The following is a 17,672-nucleotide window of genomic DNA, read 5'->3' on the forward strand; positions in this document are numbered from 1 at the left end:
GGGGCAGAATCATGTTCCAAATCAAGCTGCATTTGATTCAGGACTAGTCTGCCGACCCCGTACGTCAAAGCTTCGAGCCCGTCAAACGGTATGCCTGGACGTGCTCCACCAACGTGCGCGGTGGAATTGCCCAGCGTTGGAGTCCGTCCGAACGACGGCCGCTGAGTGAGACTCAGGTCCAGCGATGGGCTGTCGGTCTGCCAGTGGACCGTTCTTGTAGATCGTCATTACCGGGCTTGCTAGTTGCTGAGCGGGTGTCTGCGGTGTGTGCTGCACCTTACTGGTCCGCTTGTACCTGATCTGACAGTCGTTCCGAACCTTGGTGATCACGACATCGCAACTGTCGACTGCCCCCACCTTGCTTCGGAGATTTAGCCCCTTCGTTGTGCCATGGTACCCGAAGATACCGGCGAAATCCTCCACTTCCGTTTCCCAGGCATCGTGGCCGTTATGGATGATCCTTAGCTTGTTGGTGCCGGCCATCAATCCTGCCCCGGGCCAAGGATTGGGGTGGATCGCTTGGACGTAGGCCAGAAAGGCCGGACCGAGAAACGCAATCTTGCTTTGCCCGGTATACATGTAGTCGTTGCCGCCGCCTCCTCCGCCGACATGCCATCCGGCGATCCAGTTGTCGGTTTGCAGCACGAGTCCCGTGCAGCCCTGAATACTGTGGAAGCCAATCTCGTTGCCGTCCCATCCAGCTTGGTTCGTTCCGATCCAGGTTGTCATAGTGCCCACCTGATGGGTCATGTGAAGAGACTGGCTAACACACTGATAGCGATCTTAATTTTAACGACTTTCCCAGAGCTGCAGAGGCCAATCTCGTCGGCCGGCGAATTTACACCAGATAAGGTCAGAGCGCCACATCCAGTTGCCAGCGTTGCACGCCCAGGCGAACTCAAGTTGGGTGGGCGATAACCTTACGGGCCGGGGTCCCACGCAACCTCAGCCCACCGCGACCGCACATCAACCATCGCTGGGGAATGCAATTCGAATAAGTTCAACCAGCCGGCTACCCGATCAGTTAACGCGGTGAAGCAGTTTCCCCCGTGTTGAGGGCTCGCGTCCTACCGCAAAAAAATGCTTCACAATGTTGCCCATCATTCTGCCCCGTATCATTCTGCCACCCCTGTCTCGCCAACGACGCTGTTCAGCGACGCTGTTCAACGACGCCGTTTAACGACGCCAGCGACGTTGGCTATCGACCGCAGAACCTACGGTCCCGGCGGCTTCGATCAATCGTGCTGGCGAATCAAACGCACGGCGTTTTCGGCGAACCGCTTGCCCAACGTCTTGTAACCTTCGCCCGAATAGTGCAGGTCATTATTCATCGATGGAGTTCCTGGTGAGAAAGCGTTTTTGTCATGCCAGAGCGCACAAGACAACGTCAACCAAACAGTTGCGCGATACCCAGCATGCAAAAGAAAGTCCCGAAGACCCCGACGATGATAACCAACTTGGCGGCGACGAAGGGGGACAGGGCGACCGCGCCCCCGACGATCACTGCCCCGGTCAAGATCACGCCCATCCCCTTGATGCGCCGTTTTCTCGTTTGATTCCGAATTGCGGCGTCGGCCAATTCGTCTGCGTCGACATCACCGAATCCCAATGATCGCAGCTTGATGACGACCGCCCCCTTGGCCGCGCCGGTTGCGGCGAGTTGACGAGCGAGCGCACGGCCCCGGGCGCGCTGCTCGGGACCGGCCGCATTTCGCCTCGGAGGGGCAAAGGGATTCGTCGATTCCATGTCTTCTATCGATCGTCTTCAGTTGATCCCTGAGAGTCACCGGTGCCGGGGTTACCGGATCGCCGCCGGCAACTAAACTCTGCACAGTCAACGACATCCTAACCGATCCTGTCGCCAATGAGCCAGCTTCCTGTCATGATCCTCCGTGGACACCGCCGATGAAACCGGCCGAAGTTCTTGCACGTCTGCGAGGCACCGCTCGTGGCGACACGGTGATGTCGTTGCTGGATCAGATCGTGGTCAGCGGGACTCGTTTTGCAACCACGGTGATGGTCGGACGATTCGGCTCCGAATCCGAGTTGGGTTATTATTCACTGGCCTTCAGTGTGTTTGTGCTGTTGGTCAGTTTCCAGGAATCCCTGGTCTCGGTCCCCTACACCGTTTTCGTCAAACGGCTTTCCGCGGACGACCAACGCAAGTACGCCGCCAGTTCGCTGGGACAATCGATCGGATTAAATGGGCTGGCGATGCTCGTGTTGGCGGCCTGTTGTGTGATCGTCCAGATGACGCGGCCGACGACCGGTCTGCTCGGTTTGTTGTGGCTGCTGGTGATCTTGCTGCCATTCTTGATGCTGCGTGAATTCGCGCGGCGTTTCGCCTTCGCCCACCTCCGCGTTGCGACGGCGATGGCATTGGATCTGGCGGTCAGCGTGCTTCAATTGGGCGGGCTGGCCTTGCTGGCGCGACAGGACCAGATGCATGCGACCGGCGCCTACCTGGTTTCCGGGGGCGCCGCGGGCATCGCCGGATCGGCTTGGCTGTATCTTGTCCGATCCGAATTCCAATGGGACCGAACTCGCCTGCGGTCGGACTGGATCAAAAACAGCAGCTTCGGCAAATGGGTCGTCGGTGCGCATCTGACCTCGGTGCTGCACATGTACTTTGCCCACTGGTTGCTGGCGGCGATCATCAGCGAACGCGCGACCGGAATCTACGCGGCCTGCATGACCGTCGTGATGCTCGCCAATCCGTTCATCTTGGGGATGAGCAATGTGTTGTCGCCCAAAGCGGCCCACGCCTTCGCCGCCGGCGGTGCCGCCGCGGCGAGCCGATTGGTATGGCGGTTTACGGGCGTGATGGTCACGGTTTTAGTGCTGTTTGCCGTGCTGGTGGCAGTCATTGGAAATGCGTTGATCGTGTGGATCTTTGACCAGCAATACGGCGGTCACGGCGTCGCCATTGCGGTTCTCGGGTTCGGAACCGTCGCATCGGGGGTCAGCTATGCGATGGGCAGTGGCCTGCGAGCGATCAATCGTCCCGCGGCAAACTTTTGGGCGGCGATGTGGGGGCTGGTCGCGACCGTCGTGATCTCGTCGGCGCTGGTCCACTCCATGACCATTCTGGGCATGACGATCGGCTTGGTCAGTGGATTTTACGTCACGGCGATTTATCGCGTCTTGGCCTTCCGGGCCGCAATCCACGAACTCGCGACAGCCTCCGCGTCTTGATTGTCCTTGTTGTAGTGGTTGTGACGCATCTCTGATCCTTCGGCGAGTCGCGCGTCCCCGCTCGGACCACGCCTGCTAGCTGTCCGCGCCGCATCAACTATGCTGAGCAACACGCCGCGTCCCACGTCACGATTCCCACGTCACGACTTGTGCAGAAGAACAATGGAGCCCCCCGTTTTGTCCGCGGATCTAGAACCAGACGTTTCCGTTTTGATGACCGTCTACAACGGCATGCCCTACCTGGCAGACGCCGTCGAGTCGATCCGCGGGCAAACCTATTCGCGTTGGAAGATGGTCATCGTCGATGACGGTTCGACCGACGAATCCGGCGACTACCTCGATTCTCTTGATGACCCGCGGATCACGGTCATCCATCAAGACAATGCGGGCACAGCGGTCGCCTCCAACCATGGTCTGAAACTCTGTGAGACCGAGTTTCTCGCACGCATGGACAGCGATGACATCTGTGACCCGACGCGATTGGAAAAACAAGTCGCGTTCTTGCGCGATCACCCCAACGTCGGACTGGTCGGTTCCCAGATCGTTCCCCGCGGCGCCCAGAAAGCGGGACGCGTGATCCCGTTGGCGACCGATCATGAATCGATCTACAGCCAGTTGCGCAAAGGCCAACACGCCATGTGTCATCCCACCATTCTGATGCGGACCGCGCTGCTCAAGGGCATCGGTGGCTATTGGAAACAGCATGGCATGTTCGACGCCTGGGACATGTTCTTGCGGATGGGCGAAGTCGGTGAACTGGCCAACCTGCCCGAACCGCTGCTGCAATACCGCATCCACACCGGCAGCATCAACGGCAAGCACATGCGAAAGCTGCAGGCGAGCATTGAATTCGCCTGCGAGCTGGCCAGGCGGCGTGAAGAAAACCTGCCGGAAATTGCTTACGAAGACTACTTTGCCCAGCGGGCCCGCGCGGGATTGCTGTCGCGGTTCGCAAAACAGGTCAATGTCTATGCGTTGCTGCAATACCGATTGGCATCGATCGATCTACTCGGCGGGCACCGTCTTCGCGGCTACGCCCGTTTGGCCTGGTCCGGCCTCTGTTCCCCGGGGCGAAGCGTCAATCGTCTGCTGAGACAACTTAAACTCGCCTGAGCCCCACGTCGTCTTGCCTTCAATTTAGCTTCTCTCCCTCTAGGAGTGCTTCGTGGATTTTAGTGGCTAATCGCTCAGGCCCCAGGTTTTTCGAGGCATTGCTGCGATGTCCGAATGGGGAGAGCGAGGACAAACGCTCGGTTCAAACGACCCTCCGCCGACACGGGGGCCGGCGGAGGGCACGAAGCCTCTTCGGCGCATCGCAGACCAGGTGATTCCTTGGCGGGTTGCTCCTCAGCCGCCGCAGGCCACAAGTGACCAAATGATTCCGAGGAACTGGGTGTGAGGATTATCATGTCGGATACGCGGCGGGTCGTGGAGGCCGTTCTCTACGTGGTGCTTCGTGCCCGCTTCTCAGCCTGGTCCCGGGAGTTTGCTTGAAAATGACATTGGTGGCTCGCCTCACGGCGTTGACCCCGTTTGAGAGAATAACAGAGCCCTACTCCCGCGCCTGCCGCGTTTTTCCGTTGAAGTCACCTTTCGGAGTTCCGCCATGGCCAAGAAGAAATCCTCTGGGAAACCTAAGCGTCGATCACGTGGTGGGTTTCCGATTGACAACGCACCCGTTCCACAATCACTTGACACAATCAACTTGAACGCTGCCGGCATCGATATTGGTTCGACCCAGCACTATGTTGCCGTGCCCTCCGATCGCGACTCATCACACGTTCGCTGCTTCGGCACCTTTACATCCGATCTGGCGTCGCTCGCAGATTGGTTGGAAGAGTGCGGCAATTTGTGTTCTGCGTTCTTACATGCGGCAACGAGCCATGCTCGTCGCCAACGCGAGCGAGCATATCCAACGGATGCAGAAGGCGATGATGGAAATGAATGTCCAGCTCCATCACGTCATTTCGGACATCACCGGCACCACTGGCCTTGCCATTTTGGATGCCATTGTTGCGGGCAGTCGAGACCCTCACCTACTCGCAAAACTTCGCGATCCAAGGTGCAAAAATGACGAGTCGACGATCGCGAAAGCTCTGGAAGGCAATTGGCGTGAAGAACATGTATTTGCGTTAAAACAGGCTCTGGAACTGTACCGTTTTTACGGTTCCAAACTGTCGGAAGTCGATTCCAAGCTTGAAGAACATTTGGGTACATTTTCCGACCGAAGTGACGGTGAGATTCTGCCGAAGCTGAAGGCTCCTAAAGCTGGAAGCAATAGCCCCCGGTTCGATATGCGCAATCAGCTCTATCGGGTGCTGGGCGTCGACATGACGACCATTGATGGGATTAGCGGTCAATCCGCAATCACACTGATTTCTGAAATCGGTACCGACATGAGTAGGTGGGCAACAGAGAAGCATTTCACTTCTTGGCTTTGCCTATGTCCGGGCAGTAAGAAGACAGGTGGGAAATTGCTCAGTGGTAAAACACGTACAAGTGCGAACCGAGCCGCCGCCGCACTTCGAACAGCCGCCGCGTCCCTGGCACGATCAAACTGCGCCTTAGGAGCGTTCTTTCGCAGGATCCGTTCCCGTCTTGGTTCACCCAAAGCGATCACGGCGACGGCCCACAAGCTCGCGAAAATAGTTTATGGGATGCTGAAGTACGGGAGGGAATATGTCGATGTCGGCAACGACTATTACGAACAGCAATACAAGAAGCGAGCAATGGAAAATCTGGCGAAACGGGCAGCTGCACTCAACCTGCGAGTGGTCCCCAATGAACTAGCTGGGTAGGAAGTTCCTTGAGAGCAGAGCCCGCCTCCGCTTCACCTGGCTTCGCCATCCTACCGAACACAACCATCGGACATCGCAGTCATCCCTCAAAAAACCTTCCCCGAGTATTCGAGCGCACCCACTAAAATCCGCGAAGAACCCCCTCTGGGAGAGACGGCGTTTGCTGCGCTCGACCGCCGGCTACGTGCTGCAATCCCTTTCGGGATACTACTGCCGCAACACCCACAACGTGACGAGCATCACACCGTTAAGCAGCACAGTCAATCCAAAAACAATACGAAAGGATTGCTTCCTGGTTTTGTGCCGCAACTTCTCCTGAGCGATTAGCGCCCCCGGCCAACCGCCGATCATGGCTAGCAGGTGCAGCGTGTTCTCTTGAGTCCGCCAACGACCACGCCGGGCGGCGGACTTATCGATCGCGTACACCAAAAACGTGATCAGGCTGGCGCCTAGGTAGAACCACAACACCAGAGTTGGCAGTTGGTCGCTCACCACCAACAATCCGACAAACACCAAGAACAACCATGCGGCGATCACAGGCAATGATGTTTTATAATAATCGCCGCGATTCACCGGTCGCTCCTCCCCTCGCTTCGCTCGACCCTCCTGCCCAGAGAGTGGCTTTGAAAACTGCACGACCTCCACCAGGGAGGGTTTCGACAAACGAGGGACTTCATCCCGTCCGCCTGGACGAGGTTTTGACGTGTCCGGCACGTGTCCCCGTCGTTCCTTACCGAATCCCGACCGGGCGGCTTGCGACGCGTTGGTTCTCGGTCGTTTTACCGATCGAAATGCCGACCCAACCGTCACGCAATTCGAACTGCGTGATCCCACTTTGCTCGGGCAATCGTTCGGCCAACAACTCTGGGGACGTCAACGGCAACGGACGCGTCGGCGAGAGCACCTTGTTGAAAATCGCTCGGACGGGAAATCGCTGTCGCATCGACATGCCGGGACCGCTGATGCTGAGGTGCCCATCGCGAACCAACGCGGCACTCAGCCCATCGATCTGGGCCGTGTAGGCCGCTCGCACGATAAAGTTTCTCAGTCGCAAACGATCGCCCTGCAAACGGATGATTCGCATCGTGATCCACACCTTGCCGTCTTCGATTTCCACCGTGATCGGTCGATGCTTGGCAAACTGAATCGAGATGTCTTCGGGCAGATCGTCCGGCAGCGGACGGTCGCCCGCACCGAGCACTTCAAAGCATTGCGTCAACACCTGATCGATCGGCAACGTTTCATCCTGGGGGACCAATTGTTCCAGCGTGTTGTTGATCGCCGACTGGTGCAATTGCACGCTGAACAGGTTGTCGCGGAGTGCTCGGGGTCGAGGCGTCATGGCGGCCAATTGCCAATCGCCGGCCATGCGATAGCGTGCCATCAATCGCGACGCCGTCGAACTCATGTCGATCACGCGGGGTTCCAGTTGCAGCCGATTCAACGGGCCGAGGATCGTTTCGCTGAATTTCGCCGTCGCCTGGTCGACCTTTTCGGTCACGCTGCGATCGATCTCTTCGCCAACCTGCGTTCGAATTCGGTTGCGGCCGATACGGTCAGCCAACGATGCTTTTTCGAAATACTGAGTTTCCGCGATGCTCTGGACCAGCGTTCCGACCAATGGCCAGGAATCATAGGTCGTGTTGATCCCACGCAGTCGCGATCGCCCGCCGACGTGAACCGCGGGATCACCGAGGAAGATGTCGTCCGGTTTGATGGTGATCGGAGTGGCCGCGGTGTATGGATTCACGCTGGTCGTCTTGATCGCCGCCGGTCCGCTCCGCCCGATGCTTCGCGTGGAGACGTTGCCGATGGTCTCCAACGTCAATTCCCACGTCGACGGCGATGGGATCAGCCGCAACTGCAGATCGGTGCTGACGCGACTGACCCCGGTCACACGACTGCCCAGCATGGTGGTTCGCAGGGGAACTTCGCGGGTGGGCAGTTGCGGCATCAGGTCGCGCAACAGTTCTTCGCTGAGCGAAAAGCGGACGTTCGCATTGCGGTAATGCGTGTCCAGGTTGGCCGACAATTGTTGGGCCTGGGGATGATTGGCGTGACCGAGTGCCTGCATCGATTGTGCGATCTCGGCGGTCACCAGATCGATCGCGTTGGATTCCGCCCGTTCGATCTGGTGCAACAGCGCCGAATAGTCGATCGCGCCGCTGGCCCAAGGCTTGATCGCGACGGCGACATCGCGGACCGCGGGGTCGGCGAGAAAGCGCTGATGCGGTGCCGCCAAATTCGGCCACGTCAATCGCGACAAGAATTTCTGAGCGACTTCGCGGCGTGCGTTGTCATCACCGGCCCCGAACGCGTCACGAACCGATTCCAACAACAGGAACTTGGACCAGCCCGCCGCGTCACCGGTCACCACCAGCCGGCTTTCCAATTGATCAATCGCATCGGCGACCGAAGGCAGATCATCACCGACGTGATGCACCGCGGAGAAGCTGCCCGAATTGATTCTGAAAATCGGTTCCCAGACCGCCAAACGTCGTTCGATCGAATACGCCGCTTGAAGCCACGCCACCCGACGACTGCGCGAACGCAAGGATTCCGCTTCGACCGATGCAAACTGTTGCAACTGCTTCAATTGATCCAGCAAGGGCTGGACATCACGCTGGCCGAGACGATTGGCCTGGTGAAGTTGGCTGAGCAGATCACGAACCTGTTTGGACCATTCGAGCAGTTCGTGGTGACCGATCGTTGTGAGCGGCGTCGTTTCCGGATTGAGGTCGAAATCGTCGGCCGGCAGATCGGTGCGGATGACAATCGATTCAAGGATGTCCAGCTGTTCGATCAATCGATGCGGGACCGGCCACGCGGCCGACCGCGGCTGGGTCAGATTTCGAGTCGAACCGGAGTCCTCCGCGCCGCCATCGGATTGCCGCGTGATCTCCGTCACCTCGGGCGAAACTCGATCGTCGGGTGAACCGTTGATTTTGCCCCGCGGTGCAGCGGGCGCGGCCGACTTCTCTTCGGCGCCCAACAGATCCGTGGCGGGTTTGCCCGGTGTCGCTTCGATTTCGTTCACGTCGGGAGCCAGATCGGCGACCGTCGCGGCGGGTGCTTCAAACGCCGAGGGCAAGGCGACGTCGTAGGTCGGGCGTTCGGCCATGCGGGGCGTGGGGTCATCCAGACGCGCGTACGGTTGTCCTTGCGACAGCGGGCGTTCATCGGCAAAGAACACATCGGGATCGATGCGAATCACTATCTCGTCGGCCGAGGCGACGTTCGCCGCATCCAGCTGGACCGAGACGCGTTGCTCCACCGTCGGAGTCAGCTCCAAGACCGGTAGGTCGGCCGTGGACGCCTCGCCCGCGGCGTCATCAAAATTCGCATCGAAGCCGAAGATGTCGCTGTGGCTGTCCAGCGAGGGGGCCGGGATGCCCGCGATGCGAGGTTGCTGAAGCTCGAAGGACGCATCGTTCCAGGATTCGATCTGCGACAACTCGGCCCAGGCATCCGCGACGGCATCGCCGGCCGGGCGGCCCGCCGAAACGGTCGTCTGGGCGGTCGTCTGGGCAGCGGTTTTGCCCGAGGACGCCGGCATCCGACCGGACGACAAACCCGCCGGGGTGGCGCTGACGCGGGGGGCGTCCGGCCTGGTGGTCCGGGGCAGAATCGACTGCGACAAGCCTGAGGTTTTCCAAAGCGTGACGGCACCGGAGACAAGCATTCTTGCCCCCGGATCGGCCTGCATCGCCAGCCAGCTGAGTCCGGTCACGAAAATGGACGCCGTCAGCGGCCACATCACGAGGGAACGTTTCACATCCTTGCGCATCGAAAGACCATCGGTCAAAAGAGAAAAGCGTACGGTTTCCATTTCCGCCTGGGCTGTGAATCGGCCAGATCACTTTGGCCGGTCCAGCGCGGTTGCCAAGTGCTGCGAAATCTCGCCAATCTCCATGATGGCTGTTTGCCCGTCGATTTGCCCTAATCGGCAATTCTTGCCGATTTTACTCATGTTGCCACGGCCCCACCCACGATGCCGGGTGTACGAAAACGCCCTGTCTCGCAAGACTATTGCCTGTGCCCCAGATCCCGACGATCGCTGATGTCGGGGCGGAAAAGAATGAATCCTTACGGAGTGGTGATGGCGAAGAAAAAGGCAAACGCGGCGTTCGAATACGTGGAGCCGATTGGCGATCGTGTGTTGGTCCGCAAGGACGAACCGAAACGCGAAACCCGCGGCGGCATTGCGCTGCCCGATGCGGCCGAAATCCCGACGATCACCGGACGCATCGTGACCATCAGCGCCGTGGTCGAAAACGACGAAGAGCTGCCGTTGCGTCAGTACGACAAGATCCTTTTCCATCCCAAGAACGCGGTGCCGGTCGATCTGGAACACGACAATCAGCTGTTTGTCGTCCCGGTCGATGATATCGTCGCGGTGTTCCGCCGGAACAAACCCGAAGACGATTGACACCGCCGCCCAGGGTGGCTCGCCGGGGGACACCGATTGCATCACGAAAGCTTTTTGCAACCGATTTCGATTCTCTTCCTCTGGCAGAGACGGCGTTTGCGCAGCAAGCAAACGCCACAGAGGGCCCACGCTGCAGAAGTCTTGGATCCTTCCGCTATGATCCAATCCGTCACCGGGAAAATCGACGTCCCGCGGCGGGCGGCGGCCCGCCAGTGGCGGGCCGCAAACAATTGAGAACATTTTCGCCGTCCGAGCAGTTACACTACTCGGATAAGTTACATTGGGGGGCGGGCGGTCATCCGCCGAAGATGTCGCATGATCGAGCTCACTCGCTGTAGGGGGACGCTCGGCCGCGACGGACGTTCGAGTCGCTGATGCCTTATCCGGAACCATGCCTTCAGTCACCGATTTAATCAGCCGCAGTCAACAGGGAACCGAAGGCGAGACCGACCGTCTGTTCTCGGTGATGTACGACGACCTGCGCCGCTTGGCAGGCCGATTCCTGCAGAACGAACCGCTGCGGAATCGACTCAGCAGCTCGTCGCTGGTCCACCAGGCCTACATGCGGATGGTCGACCACTCCAGAATCAACTGGCAGGGCAAGACGCATTTCTTTGCGATCGGCGCCACCGTGATGCGACGGATCTTGGTGGATCATGCCCGCAAGGTCCAATCGTTGAAACGGGGCGGTGGCTGGGAGCGACGGCAATTGCACGACGACGTCACCTTTGAACTCAATCGAGACGACGACGTGGTCGCGTTGGACGACCTGCTCGAACAGCTCGCCCAACTGAACCCCCGGCAAGCCAAAATCGTCGAGCTGCGTTTCTTCGGCGGCATGACGATGCGCGAGATCGCCGCGGAAATGAAACTGGGACTCCGCACCATCGAAAAGGAATGGGCCATGAGCCGCGCTTGGATGCGACGTGAGCTGCGACGCGACAGCGAAGAAGCCGAGGAATCCGATCCCTCCGTCGACCCCGACACCGACTCCCCTAGTCCTCCTCCCGCGGCATCGGAACCCGAGACGACTTGATGAATGCGGAGCGTTACGCGCGGGTCCGTGAATTATTTCTAGCCGTCGACGACCTTCCCGCTGACCAGCAACACGCGTTCCTGGTCTCGCAGTGTGGCGACGACCAGACACTGATCGACGAAGTGATGTCGTTGCTGGACGAGCACGACCACCAATCGGCTCGGCTGGAAGGCAACTCGGCCAAACAACCGGCGATCCCGTCCGCCTTGGCAACTTCATCGCCCCCCGGACACCCCGCTCAAGAAACCGACGGTGGTGCATCCACGGCGGGCGCGCCGTTCTTGCCACCCAGCCAACGCGACTCAACCAGCGACACATCGACTCTCAAGTCCAAACCGACGCCGGATGAAGCGGAGCGGCAACCGCAGCGTCAGACCTACAGGAGCGGGGTGAGAAAATCGAGGTCCGGATCCAAACCCGCCCCTTCGAAATCCGCCCAAGTCACACAACAGAGTTCACAACGCACCCATGCCTCGCCCCGGTATCGCGACGAAGCCGCCCCGGCGCGCCGCCGCCCCTCCGCCGGGATCTGGCAAACTCGGGCGACAAGCCACCGGCGTTTCAATGCCGGATGGCTCTGGCTGGCCACCATTTTGCCGACCGCGCTGATCGGATGGTGGACCTACACGAAGGTGGACTCAAACCTGCGCCAATCCGCCGCGAATGAATTGGCCGGCGTGGCCGATGCCGTTCGGGTCAGCGTCGATCAATTCCTCGACGATCAATCGCGACTGACCGAATCCTGGGCGCGGCACCGCGAGTTGCGGGATGCGATCATCTCGCTGGTTCAATCGAGCGAACAGGACGAATCGGTCGAGGCGCTGCGCAAGGCCCCCGGCGCGAAACAACTCCGCACGGCACTGGTCACCCAGTCTCAGCAACCGGACATCAAGTATGTCGTCTGGGATCGCACCGGAAAGATCCTCGCCAGTTGGTCGGCCGACGGGGCCGACATCGGCGGCAACGTCGCGCCCGACGGGGCGGCCAACCTGGCGCGTGCGATGCGCGGTGAAACCGTGTTGTTCGGTCCCGAAATCTTGACCGCCGACGACAGCGGTGTTCAACCCGAAACCCGCCTGCCGGTGATGGCCGAGATCATGCCGATTCGCGATGACAACGGACGCGTCATCGCCACGATCTCGATTCGTGGCTTTGGCATGTACGACGCCTTGGACCAGATCTTTCGCGAAGCCTCAGGCGCGGGCGGGCTGGACGTGTATGCCGTCAACGCCAACGGCATGATGGTCACCAACAGCCCCCGCGCGCTCGATTGGTTGACGCTCGACGCGTCCGATGACGACTCGGTTTCCTGCCGATTAAGAGTCTCCGATCCGGGCACATCCGCGACATCCGCCACTGAATTGGCAAGCCAATTTCGACGCACGCAACCGCTGACCTACTCCGTCGCGGCGGCTTCCTCGGGACAATCCGGATCCAAGCTAGAACCCTATCGCAACTACGCCGGCGTCGACGTGGTGGGAGCGTGGCGTTGGGTCAATCAACGGGGATTGGGGATCGTTGTGGAACGCACCGCGGACTCCGCCTTTGCAACCGCGCAAACCGTCTGGATGGGATTCCTCGCGTTGGGGATGTTGTTGACCGTCACCGCGCTGACGGCTGCCGGACGGATCGCCAGACGAACCGCGTTGGCACAGGCCGCCGTCCACCCCTTGAGCCGCTATGAGTTGATCGCCGAGTTGGGCAGCGGCGGGATGGGAGTCGTCTATCGCGCCAAACATGGACAACTCGGTCGCGATACGGCGTTGAAGGTCTTGCGCGGTGACCGAGACAATTTGGAAGACAGGCTGCGATTCGATCGCGAAGCCAAACTGGCCGCGTCGCTGAGCAATCCGCACACGGTCACGATCTACGACTACGGCCGCGGCGACGAAGGCGAAGCGTATTGCGTGATGGAATTTTTAAAGGGCATCACGCTCTACGATGTCGTGGCACGAAGCGGGTTCCAGTCCATCGGGCGGGCACTGTTCATTCTCCGCCAGGTCTGCGACTCACTCGGCGAGGCTCACAAGTTGGGATTGGTGCACCGAGACATCAAACCCCAAAACATCATGCTCTCCCTGGACGCTTCCGTCGGTGACTGGGCGGTCGTGTTCGATTTCGGATTGGCCAAACCGCTGCAACCCGACGCGGATTCCTACCAGACCGCGGAAACGATCTGGGCCGGCACCCCGATGTACATGGCACCCGAACGCTATCGCGAACCGAATAACATCGACCCCCGTTCGGACATCTATTCCGTCGGATGCATCGCCTACTTTCTGCTGTCCGGCCGCCCGCCGTTCATCGAGTGTGACCCGGAATCCTTGTTTGCACTGGTGCTGACCGAACAACCGATCAGCATCGGCGTGCATCGCGACCAAGACGTCCCCGAACCGATCATCGCGCTGGTCAAAAAGTGCATGGCCAAAAGCGTGGACGATCGCTTCGCGACGATCGACGATTTGGCGTTGGAACTGGACCGGCTGATCGCGGCACATCCCTGGTCGGTCGAAGAGGCGCGTTCCTGGTGGCGGATCCACGGCGACGAAGTCCGTTAGCGGATTGTTAGCAGAATAAGTGGGAGAGGCTTCCAACCTGTCGACACTGAAATGACAGGCTGGAAGCCTATCCCACCCTCAGCGGAACGAATCGCGGTACTTGCCGGGGGTGATCCCACGCTGCTTTCGAAACATTACGCTCAGATACTCCGCATGCTCGATGCCGCAACGCCGCGCGATCAAATCCAGCGGGAACGAGGTTTCCCGCAGCAAACGTTCGGCGCGCTGGATCCGCGTCGCGACAATCATCTCGTGAGGCGTCTTGCCCAACATCGCTTTGAAACGCAACTCCAACGCGCGACGCGTCATCGATGTCGTGGCCACCACGTCGCCGACGCGGATTCCCGAACAGGCATTGGCCAAAATGTAGCGCGCGGCGTTTTCGATTTCAGGATCGTCCACCGCAACGGTATCGGTCGAGCGGCGGGTTGAAATCCCGATCGGAGGCAACAAGGTCCCCGTCGCGGGGACGACCGCACCGTCCATCATCTTCTCCAATAACTCCGCCGCGACGTACCCCGCTTGCTCGGCATCCGGAATGACGCTGGTCAACGGAGGCGAAGCCAACCGGCACAGCAGTGGATCATCATCGACGCCCAACACGGCGATCGAATCGGGAACACTCCGCCCCGCTTCATCACACAAATCCAAAATCCGGCGGGCCAAGGAATCATACGCCGCCATCAGTCCGCAGGGACTGGGCAGATCCCGGATCCAACGCAGCAGCTTGGGCCGCTGACGCGCCCACGTCGTACGCGGCGTTTCCGGCGGAATGTCATACACCGAAACCTCCAACCCACGTGCCCCCGCCGCGGCGACAAACGCGTCGCGACGCCAACACGCCCAGTTGAACTCGGTTTCACCACAGAACGCCAGCGTCCGCAATCCGCGTTCGCGGAAATGCTCGACCGCCAAGTCCGCGATTTGCTGGTCGTCGGTTTCCAACCAAGGGATGTCGGGCAGACGCCGCGCCGCACTCAAATCAATCGTCGGCAACCCGGTCGCTCGGACCGCCTGGGCAATCTTGTCAGTTTCGATTCGCGCCAAGATGCCGTCGCCCGGATAGCGACGCAACCAACTCGGCGGATCCGCTCCACGATGCTGCTCCGGCAAATCGACCTTCCATCGGCCAAACTCTTCCTGGTATCGCAACACCCCGCGCAGCAGCCCGCGGGCATACTCGTTGCTGGATTCGATTAAAAGCGCCACACTTCGTTGCTGCATGTGAAATAGCTTAGCAATGATGCGCGATATTGCATTGATGGTGTCGTGATTTTTGCTAAGTTTGTCGCTCGCCACGCTCAAACACCGTGGTTTTGAAACGGCGGCTCGGCCTCCCCGCGTCGCCGTTGATCCGGCATCGAGATTCGTTTTCCCAACTCCCTCCCCTTCGCAAAGGCTTCCCATGTCCAAACCTGTTCGCGTCGCGATGATTGGCCTCGGTTTTGGCGCCGAGTTCATTCCGATCTATCAAGCCCATGCCGGCGCCGAAGTCGTCGCCATTTGCCGACGAAACGAAGTCGAACTGAACAAGGCGGCCGACCAATTTGGGATTGAAAAACGTTACACCGATTACGCAGCACTGCTGGCTGATCCGGACATCGATTACGTCCACATCAACAGCCCGATCCCCGATCACGCATGGATGTCACTGCAAGCGCTCGATGCCGGCAAACATGTGATGTGCACGGTGCCGATGGCAACGACGATCGACGAATGCCGCCAGATCGTTGAAAAGGTTAAGGAGACAGGCTTGAAGTACATGATGGCCGAAACGGTCGTCTACAGCCGCGAGTTTCTGTTCATCAAACAGATGTACGAGAAAGGCGAATTGGGAAAGATCCAACACTTGGCCGCATCACACCCGCAAGACATGGACGGCTGGCCGAGCTATTGGGAGGAGATGATCCCGATGCACTATGCGACGCACGTCGTCAGCCCCTGCCTGGGTCTGACCGATGCCCTGGCCGAATACGTCAGTTGTTTCGGGTCCGGTGAAGTCCGCGAGTCGATTGCGAAAAAGTCGGGCAACCGATTCGCCGTGGAGAGCTGTCACATCAAGTTGAAAGACAGCGATGTTTCGGCGCACATCTGGCGGTTCCTGTATGACGTCGCCCGCCAGTATCGCGAGAGCTTTGACGTCTACGGAACCAAAAAGAGTTTCGAGTGGACGTTGATCGAAAACGAACCGCATGTCTTGCACACTGCCAAAAAGCCCGAAGCCGAGATCGCGGAAAAAATCGAAGTGCCCGACTTTGCTCATCTGTTGCCTGCCGAGATCCAAAAGTTCACGCTGCCCTCGGAAATCCACGACGCCGATCACTTGTCGTTCGTCCAAGGTGGCGGACACGGCGGATCACACCCGCACCTGGTTCACGAAATGGTCAGCGCGGTCCGCGAAGATCGCGATCCCTGGCCCAACGCGGTCACCAGCGCCAACTGGACCTGCGTCGGGTTGTGTGCTCATGAGTCGGCCACCAAGGGTGGAGAGATCGTCAAATTGCCCGAATTCACGCTGCAATCGTGAACCACGCCCGTGAATGAATCGCCCCCCGATCCCGCCGGCTGGCTGCCGCTGTTTCGACAGCGGGCCGCGGAATTGGGGTTCATCAACGCCGGGATCGCCCCGGCGGTTGATTCCGCAGGCTTCACCGATCTGGTCAAATGGATCGAGTCGGGTTACGCCGCCGGGATGCAGTACTTTGCCGACCGTTTGGACGCCTACCGCCATGCCGACGGAGTGATGGCGGGGACCAAGAGCATCATCGTGCTGGCGTATCCATACCCGGCCGATGCCGGCCAACCATGCGAGGACGGCCAGGGATCGGTGGCGCGCTACGCCTGGCCCGGTGTCGACTACCACGACACGATCCATGCCAAACTCAAGCAACTGAAACGTCTGGTCGCCGAAGCCGCGCCGCAGGTTTCCACCCGCGGTTGCATCGACACCGCGCCGTTGATGGAACGCGAACTGGCGCAACTGGCCGGGCTCGGTTGGCGGGGCAAGAACACGTTGCTGCTGCATCGCCAACTCGGCAGCTACTTCTTTCTGGCGTGTTTCTTGGTCGATGTCGAATTGCCCTATGACGCACCCCATCACACCAGTCATTGCGGCACCTGCACGGCCTGCCTGGACGCGTGTCCGACCGACGCCTTTCCCGCCCCCGGCGTGCTCGACGCGGGTCGCTGCATCAGTTACTTGACGATCGAACATCGCGATGCGATCCCGCTGGAACTGCGCGACGCAATCGGCTCCTGGGTGTTTGGCTGCGACGTCTGTCAAACAGTCTGCCCATGGAATCGCAAGCCATCGCGTCGCAGCCAAACGCCGGCGGAGCAGCGAGTGCTCGATCGCATCGATCTCCAATCGCTGTTTGAAATCGATGAAGAAACGTTTCGCGCCCGGTATCGCAAGTCCCCATTTTGGCGGACGCGATTGCGGGGCATGCGCCGAAACGCAGCCATCGTGCTCGGCAATCAAGGCAACCCCGACGCGCTGCCCGCTCTCAAACGCGGCGCCGAGGACGAAGACGAAATGGTCGCCGAAGCCTGCCGCTGGGCGATCGAAAAGATCATCCGGTAGCCTCGCGACACGCGGCCGACGTTTTTCTGTTGCAACTTTTCAGTTTTGCAAATAAATCCAAACGGTTGCTGAC

Annotated in this window: 13 protein-coding genes; 8 read left to right on the top strand and 5 right to left on the bottom strand. The window is 59.7% G+C overall.

What is annotated here, in order from left to right:
* Positions 1-81: 81 nt before the first annotated feature.
* Together Enr13x_RS22410 and Enr13x_RS22415 are read right to left on the bottom strand one after the other, a co-directional pair.
* The gene (locus Enr13x_RS22410) at positions 82-729 is read right to left on the bottom strand and encodes a hypothetical protein (RefSeq protein ID WP_197455281.1); all 648 of its coding nucleotides are present in this window, start codon (positions 727-729) and stop codon (positions 82-84) included.
* A 658-nt stretch (positions 730-1,387) separates the two neighbouring features.
* Positions 1,388-1,747: a hypothetical protein gene (locus Enr13x_RS22415; protein WP_145389110.1), complete on the bottom strand. Its 360-nt coding sequence runs from the start codon at positions 1,745-1,747 to the stop codon at positions 1,388-1,390.
* 158 nt (positions 1,748-1,905) lie between these two features.
* On the opposite strand from Enr13x_RS22415, the gene Enr13x_RS22420 reads away from it, so the two are divergent.
* From Enr13x_RS22420 to Enr13x_RS22430, 3 genes are all read left to right on the top strand, one after another.
* A complete protein-coding gene (locus Enr13x_RS22420) occupies positions 1,906-3,195 on the top strand; it encodes a lipopolysaccharide biosynthesis protein (RefSeq protein WP_145389111.1) in 1,290 nt (429 codons plus the stop codon).
* A gap of 177 nt (positions 3,196-3,372) precedes the next feature.
* Positions 3,373-4,308, top strand: coding sequence for a glycosyltransferase family 2 protein (locus Enr13x_RS22425; protein ID WP_231743707.1), 936 nt, complete (start codon positions 3,373-3,375; stop codon positions 4,306-4,308).
* 755 nt (positions 4,309-5,063) lie between these two features.
* Positions 5,064-5,993: a transposase gene (locus Enr13x_RS22430; protein WP_449336656.1), complete on the top strand. Its 930-nt coding sequence runs from the start codon at positions 5,064-5,066 to the stop codon at positions 5,991-5,993.
* A gap of 207 nt (positions 5,994-6,200) precedes the next feature.
* Here the strand turns inward: Enr13x_RS22430 and Enr13x_RS38175 are convergent, their stop codons facing one another.
* Positions 6,201-6,566, bottom strand: coding sequence for a DUF1294 domain-containing protein (locus Enr13x_RS38175; RefSeq protein WP_231743708.1), 366 nt, complete (start codon positions 6,564-6,566; stop codon positions 6,201-6,203).
* 157 nt (positions 6,567-6,723) lie between these two features.
* Positions 6,724-9,768: a hypothetical protein gene (locus Enr13x_RS22440; RefSeq protein WP_145389114.1), complete on the bottom strand. Its 3,045-nt coding sequence runs from the start codon at positions 9,766-9,768 to the stop codon at positions 6,724-6,726.
* A 324-nt stretch (positions 9,769-10,092) separates the two neighbouring features.
* Here Enr13x_RS22440 and Enr13x_RS22445 point away from each other — a divergent pair, with 324 nt between their 5' ends.
* From Enr13x_RS22445 to Enr13x_RS22455, 3 genes are all read left to right on the top strand, one after another.
* Entirely contained in the window at positions 10,093-10,422 is a 330-nt protein-coding gene (locus Enr13x_RS22445; RefSeq protein WP_145392594.1) for a co-chaperone GroES, read from the top strand.
* Between the two features lie 391 nt (positions 10,423-10,813).
* On the top strand, positions 10,814-11,458 hold the full coding sequence (locus Enr13x_RS22450) for a sigma-70 family RNA polymerase sigma factor (RefSeq protein ID WP_145389115.1): 645 nt from the start codon (positions 10,814-10,816) through the stop codon (positions 11,456-11,458).
* Positions 11,458-14,016, top strand: a complete 2,559-nt coding sequence (locus tag Enr13x_RS22455) for a serine/threonine protein kinase (protein ID WP_145389116.1) — start codon at positions 11,458-11,460, stop codon at positions 14,014-14,016. The genes Enr13x_RS22450 and Enr13x_RS22455 overlap by 1 nt, the downstream gene beginning before the upstream one ends.
* Positions 14,017-14,094: 78 nt before the next feature.
* Here Enr13x_RS22455 and Enr13x_RS22460 read toward each other — a convergent pair whose 3' ends face one another.
* Positions 14,095-15,240: an AraC family transcriptional regulator gene (locus Enr13x_RS22460; protein WP_145389117.1), complete on the bottom strand. Its 1,146-nt coding sequence runs from the start codon at positions 15,238-15,240 to the stop codon at positions 14,095-14,097.
* A 181-nt stretch (positions 15,241-15,421) separates the two neighbouring features.
* Here Enr13x_RS22460 and Enr13x_RS22465 point away from each other — a divergent pair, with 181 nt between their 5' ends.
* Entirely contained in the window at positions 15,422-16,543 is a 1,122-nt protein-coding gene (locus Enr13x_RS22465; protein ID WP_145389118.1) for a Gfo/Idh/MocA family protein, read from the top strand.
* A 9-nt stretch (positions 16,544-16,552) separates the two neighbouring features.
* Positions 16,553-17,599: a tRNA epoxyqueuosine(34) reductase QueG gene (gene queG / locus Enr13x_RS22470; protein WP_231743710.1), complete on the top strand. Its 1,047-nt coding sequence runs from the start codon at positions 16,553-16,555 to the stop codon at positions 17,597-17,599.
* The last annotated feature ends 73 nt before the right edge of the window (positions 17,600-17,672 follow it).

The organism is Stieleria neptunia, from assembly GCF_007754155.1.
GTDB lineage: Bacteria > Planctomycetota > Planctomycetia > Pirellulales > Pirellulaceae > Stieleria > Stieleria neptunia.